8 protein-coding genes are annotated in these 6,023 nt (G+C 58.4%); 5 read left to right on the top strand and 3 right to left on the bottom strand.

The window, feature by feature from the left end; all coding sequences use genetic code 11:
• From AB4Y43_RS39990 to AB4Y43_RS39975, 4 genes are all read left to right on the top strand, one after another.
• Positions 1-203: 4Fe-4S dicluster domain-containing protein (locus AB4Y43_RS39990; RefSeq protein WP_368730255.1), on the top strand; the 203-nt coding region annotated here is incomplete at its 5' end.
• 36 nt (positions 204-239) lie between these two features.
• Positions 240-1,076 (top strand): pantoate--beta-alanine ligase, encoded by an 837-nt coding sequence (gene panC, locus AB4Y43_RS39985; RefSeq protein WP_342947412.1) that lies wholly within the window; start codon positions 240-242, stop codon positions 1,074-1,076.
• Positions 1,077-1,172: 96 nt separating this feature from the next.
• Positions 1,173-1,982 (top strand): SDR family oxidoreductase, encoded by an 810-nt coding sequence (locus tag AB4Y43_RS39980; RefSeq protein ID WP_342947413.1) that lies wholly within the window; start codon positions 1,173-1,175, stop codon positions 1,980-1,982.
• Positions 1,983-2,070: 88 nt separating this feature from the next.
• The gene (locus tag AB4Y43_RS39975; RefSeq protein WP_368730254.1) at positions 2,071-2,679 is read left to right on the top strand and encodes a TetR family transcriptional regulator; all 609 of its coding nucleotides are present in this window, start codon (positions 2,071-2,073) and stop codon (positions 2,677-2,679) included.
• Here AB4Y43_RS39975 and AB4Y43_RS39970 read toward each other — a convergent pair.
• Entirely contained in the window at positions 2,603-3,388 is a 786-nt protein-coding gene (locus AB4Y43_RS39970; RefSeq protein ID WP_069268759.1) for a CerR family C-terminal domain-containing protein, read from the bottom strand. The genes AB4Y43_RS39975 and AB4Y43_RS39970 overlap by 77 nt on opposite strands.
• 353 nt (positions 3,389-3,741) lie before the next feature.
• Positions 3,742-4,413, bottom strand: coding sequence for a TetR/AcrR family transcriptional regulator (locus AB4Y43_RS39965; RefSeq protein ID WP_342947414.1), 672 nt, complete (start codon positions 4,411-4,413; stop codon positions 3,742-3,744).
• 138 nt (positions 4,414-4,551) lie between these two features.
• On the opposite strand from AB4Y43_RS39965, the gene AB4Y43_RS39960 reads away from it, so the two are divergent.
• Complete coding sequence (locus tag AB4Y43_RS39960; RefSeq protein WP_342947415.1) at positions 4,552-5,844, top strand: NAD(P)/FAD-dependent oxidoreductase; 1,293 nt, start codon at positions 4,552-4,554, stop codon at positions 5,842-5,844.
• Here AB4Y43_RS39960 and AB4Y43_RS39955 read toward each other — a convergent pair.
• On the bottom strand, positions 5,807-6,023 hold a 217-nt coding region (locus AB4Y43_RS39955), incomplete at its 5' end, for a hypothetical protein (protein WP_368730253.1). The genes AB4Y43_RS39960 and AB4Y43_RS39955 overlap by 38 nt on opposite strands.

Genomic DNA, 6,023 nt, shown 5'->3' with positions numbered 1-6,023 from the left:
TCGCGACGTATGCAGGCCCAGAGGCGCGCTTCTGTCCCGCAGGCGTGTACGAGTTCGTAAAAGACGATCAGGAAGAAGATCGTCTGCAGATCAACGCGCAGAACTGCGTGCACTGCAAGACCTGCGATATCAAGGACCCGACGCAGAACATCGTGTGGGTCACGCCCGAAGGCGGCGGCGGCCCGAACTATCCGAACATGTAAGCAGTACGTGGTTAAGTCTCAGAGGCAAGATCCAGCATGAAACTGATTCGGTCTGTCGAGGAACTGCGAGCTCAATTGCGCGGGCAAAACCGCACGGCATTCGTGCCGACAATGGGCAATCTGCACGAAGGACATCTGTCGCTGATTCGTCTCGCACGACAGCATGGAGATCCCGTCATTACCAGCATTTTCGTGAATCCGCTGCAGTTTGGACCGGGTGAGGATTTCGAGCGTTATCCGAGAACGCTTGAGGCGGACCTGGAGAAGCTTCAGAAGGAGAGTGTCTACGTCGTCTTCGCCCCTACGGAACGGGACCTCTATCCGCAGCCGCAAGAGTATCGCGTGCAGCCTCCAGGTGGGCTTGGCGACATGCTAGAGGGGGAGTTCCGGCCGGGCTTCTTTCAAGGCGTTTGCACGGTCGTAATGAAGTTGCTGTTATGCGCGCAGCCGCGCGTAACAGTGTTTGGAAAAAAGGACTATCAACAATTGATGATAGTTCGGGAAATGTGCAAACAGTTCGCAATGCCCACGGAGGTCGTGGCCGGCGACACCATCCGCGACATCGACGGACTTGCGCTGTCCTCTCGCAATCGCTTCCTGACGCCGGAGCAACGCGTGGAGGCCCCCACGCTATATCGGCTCCTCAACGGCGTGCGCGAGGACATTTTGAGCGGTCGACAGGATATCCAGCGAATCGAACGGCGCGTGTTCTCAACGCTAGTCGATCGCGGCTGGAAACCCGACTACATCTCGGTTCGAAAGCAGGCGGACTTGCGCTCTCCAATGGAGCAGGATGTCGTCGATCGAAAGCTGGTCGTGCTGGCGGCAGCGCGCCTCGGCAGTACACGCCTTATTGACAATCTTGAGATTTGAACCCTTGATGCTATGCCTTGCCACGGTGACTGGAGGGTAGGGCGAGAGCGCAACTCAAAGGCGCACACTGCGCCTGCCTGACATTGGCGTTTCGTTATGACTGAACCAGCAATTCACGACGGCGGCTCTCGTAGGCAATCGGTGCTTGTAACCGGAGCGGGCCGGCGAATCGGTCGCGCGCTCGCCCTTGGCTTTGCCGCGCGAGGATGGGACGTTGCCTTGCACTATCACGAGTCGAAACGCGAAGCGCAAGAGGTTGTCGATCAGATCGCGGTGCGAGGCGGAAGGGCAATTTCCCTTTGCGCGGATCTTTCGAAAGAGGAACAGGTGAGGCAGCTTGTACCCGCGTGTGTGCAAGCATTCGGACGTCTCGATTGCGTCCTGAATTGCGCGTCGCGGTTCGAGGAAGATACGGCACAGACTTTTACCTACGATCTCCTGCTGGCGCTCATGAAGATCAACGTCGCTGCGCCGCTGGCTTTGGCACGCGGCCTCTACGACGCGATACCGGACTGTGCAGTTGCCGACGAGGCGCAGCGAGGCGTTGTTGTCAACGTTCTGGACCAGAAGCTTTACAACATGAATCCAGACTACATCTCCTATACCTTAACGAAAGCAGCGTTGGCGAATGCAACGATAGCGCTTGCGCAGGCGCTAGCGCCAAAGGTCAGAGTGCTCGGCCTGGCTCCCGGACTTACGCTTGTCTCCGGCGATCAAACGCAAGAGCAGTTTGAGGCGGCTCACCGGATGACCCCGCTTCGGCGCGGGTCGCGGCTTGAAGACATCGTCGATGCAGCCGTCTATCTTGCCGAGGCACGTGGAGTGACGGGGACGACCTTGGTCGTCGACGGAGGTCAACATCTTGTATCCAGCCAGCGCGACGTGATGTTCGCGAAAATTGAGTAGGCGCGCGGGACAAGACCTCACATCTCGCGGCGAACAGGGCGGATAGCGGTGCAGCGCGACAAGAGAACGCGTGGAAGGCCGAGGGGACATGATGAAGCGAAAAATACAGGGACTCGTAACGCGGGAAAAGATCCTCGACAGCGCGGAGATTTTATTTTTTGAACGTGGCGTCAGTGCTACGTCTCTTGAAGACATCGCTCACGCGGCTGGTATGACCAGAGGCGCAATCTATGGTCACTTCTCAAACAAATGGGCCCTCGTGACGGCTTTGTTCGAGCGATCAGCTTTGCCTCTGGACCCGTTCACAATTCCGCCCGAGAAGTCTAATGGGGCAACGCTTGGCGCCTTGCGTTCAAAACTTGAGAGGAGATTGGCCGACGTCCTTCACTCCGGCACACAACGGCGCCTGTACTCCATCGCATTCTCCACAGCAAAATCTGAAGGAGATACCGTTGTTTCCACATCGACGCTGGGGGAAGCTGCGCGAATCGCGCAGTCATCTATCGAGTCTGCGCTAAGGCTCGCAGCGGCAAATCGTGTGGCCACTGATCACGTCGACTACGCTGTGGAAGCGGTATACATTCACTCACTATTGACGGGTTGCTTTCACCTGAGTTTGCTTATGTCATCGCATCAGGGCGCGGAGCAAGCCCTTGCGTCGGCTGTTGTGGGAAGGGCGCTTTCGCCCCTGCTCTGACAATCCTGGCGGGCCGTTCTCTCACTACTTCTTCGAGCAGCAGAGCCGTTTGCCGGTCAACGATCGATGTGATCCAGCCGAGCCGATGTGTATCGATGGATTCCCACCCTAGAGAAAGCATCATCGATCGCCGTGTGAGGTGAATTGCTATGAGTTGGCCGGTAATGGTTAGGGCGCGCAATAAAGCCTCCTCGTCGCCGGCATCTCTGCCCATCAGGCGGGCAACTATTTCGCTGCAGACAGGTATCAGGCGCGTCTGAAGACGATCGCGCAATTGAGCCTCGGGAAACTGGGGTCCCAGGCCCGCCTGTTCCCGCGCCATGAAGAGCCTCCAGCTATCGGGCTCAGCCGAGGTGAACAGGTATTGAGCAAGATGTTTCTGGATTTCACGGAACGCGCGGATCAATTGATCGTCGTCCCCGTCTTTATCAAGTACGGCCCGCGCCGCGTCGACGGGGCTGGCGAGGTGATCAGAAATCGTGGTGGCGATGTGATCGACACACGCCAGATACACGCCTTCCTTGTTCGAAAAGTAGTAGCGCAATGCGGGTGGATTGACACCTGCTAGCTCCGCTATGTCTCGCGTCGAGGCTCCTTCAAATCCGCGCAAACCGAAAAGCGTGAGTGCTGCGGCAATGATTCGGGATCGCGTTTCATTGCCGCATACATAGCCAGTCGCTGTTCCGGAACGCCCTCGACTCTTGGTCATTGCCACAAGTTATCAGTCTTGTAAAAGGAGCGGGAAGTAAATCGGCTTGATCCGTTGGCAATTGGCCGTGGGCAACAACCTCCGACAAGTCGATCTGAATGAATTCCAAAGACGGTACGCATATTCCAACCGCAATGATGTAACCGGTTAAGCAACCCGGCCATTCTGCACCTGGTTTGAGCGGATTTGCGATATTGTAATAATAGAACGACATACACATAATCGCACCTAGGGCAAATCTCGACCCCGTTGGCTTTTCCCAAATTCGCCGTCCCAACCCGGTCGCTCACCCACAATATCTGAAGGATCGCTTTGCGGCAGATTTGCGAGAGGAGCGTCACGGGCGCAGCGGTTCAGCCGAGCATGGCTAAAGCCGTCGTCAGAACGGCGCGTTTGAATGCCTTGGGACGCCGCGGTAAGGAAGAGAACGGACTCAGTACATGGCTATAGGCGACAGTCTTGCTGATGCCATTGGCGAGCATCGTAAACAGGATGTCGGGATCTTGCCGCGAAATCTCACCTGCGTCGATCGCATCGATGAGCAACGGCACGAACACGTCATGAAACGGCCGCACCACCCGTTCGATCAGCAGGTTAAGGCGCTCTCCAGTTTCAGTTGCGGCAGTCGAAAAAAACATGCCAACGTCTGGCGTCAGAAACACCTGATCGATCAAGATCGACACGGCACCCTCGACGCGCGCTCGCGGTCCTGGACCTGTTATCTCCCGCAATGCGGCGGTCTTCGCGACCATGGGAGCCACTTCGTCGGCAATCTGGTCCACCACGGCAATCCAAAGCGCTTCCTTCGAGCCGTAGTGATGCGCGACCAGCGCGGGGTCGACACCCGATGCCCTGGCGATTTCCCGCACGCTAGTCGCCTCATAGCCGCTCCTCGCGAATGCCCCTCGGGCGCTGCGAAGCAATGCGTCGGCGCCGCCCGCGTCGCTGCACGCTGGACGGCCGCGCGACCGACGGGGCGTGGAAGTCGTCGTGGCGGACCGGGTTTGATCGTGAGCGTGTTTCATCGGCGACGACAGGTCGTGTTCAAGGAAAGCTCAGAATTTTAGCGGGTGCCGCACCGCGAATAGCAGCGGCACCGGTTTGACACGAACCCTTCGAAATCTTAGTATCGCATTTATTCATCACTCGTAGAATATTTAATCATGCGCCAGACCACCCGGATCGTCATCGTCGGCGGCGGTATCGCTGGACTTCTGCTTGCGACCAGGCTGGGCAACACGCTTGGCCGCAGCGGCCGCGCTCAGGTCACGTTGATCGACAAAAGCGCAACCCACATCTGGAAGCCCATGCTGCACACGATCGCAGCGGGCACGCGCGATGTCCAGCAACAGCAGGTCATCTATCTCGCCCACGCTCGCGACCACGGCTTCAACTATCAGCCAGGCGAGATGGAAGGCCTGGACCGCAATGCGCGCATCATAAAGCTGGCTGCGCTGCGTTCGAAGTCGGGTGAAATTGTGATCGGCCCGCGCACCGTCGAATACGACGTACTGATTCTTGCGCTGGGCAGTCGCGCCAACGACTTCGGCACCCCAGGCGTCCTCGATCATTGTCATTTCATTGACAGCCAGGCTCAGGCTGAAATCTTCAACGAAGCATTGCGAATCCGCATATTCCAGAGTGTTGTGACGAATAGCGCGTTGCGCGTGTCGATCGTCGGCGCTGGAGCGACTGGCGTCGAACTGGCAGCAGAATTGAGCCGCTTGCTCGAAGTGGCGTCGAGTTACGGCGACCCCGGCATCCGCTCACGTCTGAACCTCACCCTTTATGAAAGCGCACCGCGGGTACTGGCGGCGTTTCCGCCGGCGGTGTCGGAGTCCAGTGAGGCGCAGTTACGGCATATTGGTTTCAAGGTGCGAACGGGCACGCGAGTGACCGCCGCCGAACCCGATGGACTCCGGTTGGGCGATGGCAGCCACCAACCGGCGGATTTGATGGTGTGGGCGGCGGGCGTGAAGGCCCCTGATTTTCCAGGCAAACTGGATGGGATCGAGATCAATCGTTCCAATCAGATCGCCGTCAGGCCAACCCTGCAGGCGCAGGACGACGACACACTGTTCGCGCTCGGCGATTGCTCGACGTTGACGCTCGCCGGCAATGAACGTCCTCTCGCACCCACGGCGCAAGTCGCCACGCAGCAGGCACAACATCTCGCCAGGCACTTGCCGGGCTGGCTCGGCGGCGGCTCGTTGCCCGACTTTGCATTTCACGACTTCGGCGCGCTGGTATCGCTGAGCGACTACAACGCCTTTGGGACGCTCGGGCAGTTCGGGTTCTTCCGAGGCGGATTCATCAAGGGCCGATTCGCGCAACTCAGTCATGCCATGCTCTACCGGCAACATCAGCAGGCTTTGCACGGTTTTGGCAAGGCCATGATGCTGTGGACCGCCGAGCAGATCAACGGCCTCGTGCAGCCGAAGATACGGCTGACCTGAACGCCACGCCACTCTCGACTGGATAAATGTGTGATGGCCGATTGCACGGCAGCGCACTGTCGCGAAACAGGCGGGCAGCGATGACGCCAGTGACCAGTCCGGGCATCACGAGATCGCTCAGGCATCGCTGCAAATCCAGCAGTGAATCAGCAGCATGCTGTTGCTGAACCAGCAACACG

Source organism: Paraburkholderia sp. BR10872 (assembly GCF_040965835.1).
Taxonomy (GTDB): domain Bacteria; phylum Pseudomonadota; class Gammaproteobacteria; order Burkholderiales; family Burkholderiaceae; genus Paraburkholderia; species Paraburkholderia nodosa_A.
This window is presented reverse-complemented; position numbering and strand designations above follow the sequence as displayed.

Excerpts from the sequence above, each read along its gene's own strand:
- AB4Y43_RS39970 (WP_069268759.1), bottom strand. The coding sequence starts at position 3,388 with ATGACCAAGAGTCGAGGGCGTTCCGGAACAGCGACTGGCTATGTATGC.
- AB4Y43_RS39975 (WP_368730254.1), top strand. The coding sequence starts at position 2,071 with ATGATGAAGCGAAAAATACAGGGACTCGTAACGCGGGAAAAGATCCTC.
- panC (WP_342947412.1), top strand. The coding sequence starts at position 240 with ATGAAACTGATTCGGTCTGTCGAGGAACTGCGAGCTCAATTGCGCGGG.
- AB4Y43_RS39965 (WP_342947414.1), bottom strand. The coding sequence starts at position 4,413 with ATGAAACACGCTCACGATCAAACCCGGTCCGCCACGACGACTTCCACG.
- AB4Y43_RS39960 (WP_342947415.1), top strand. The coding sequence starts at position 4,552 with ATGCGCCAGACCACCCGGATCGTCATCGTCGGCGGCGGTATCGCTGGA.
- AB4Y43_RS39980 (WP_342947413.1), top strand. The coding sequence starts at position 1,173 with ATGACTGAACCAGCAATTCACGACGGCGGCTCTCGTAGGCAATCGGTG.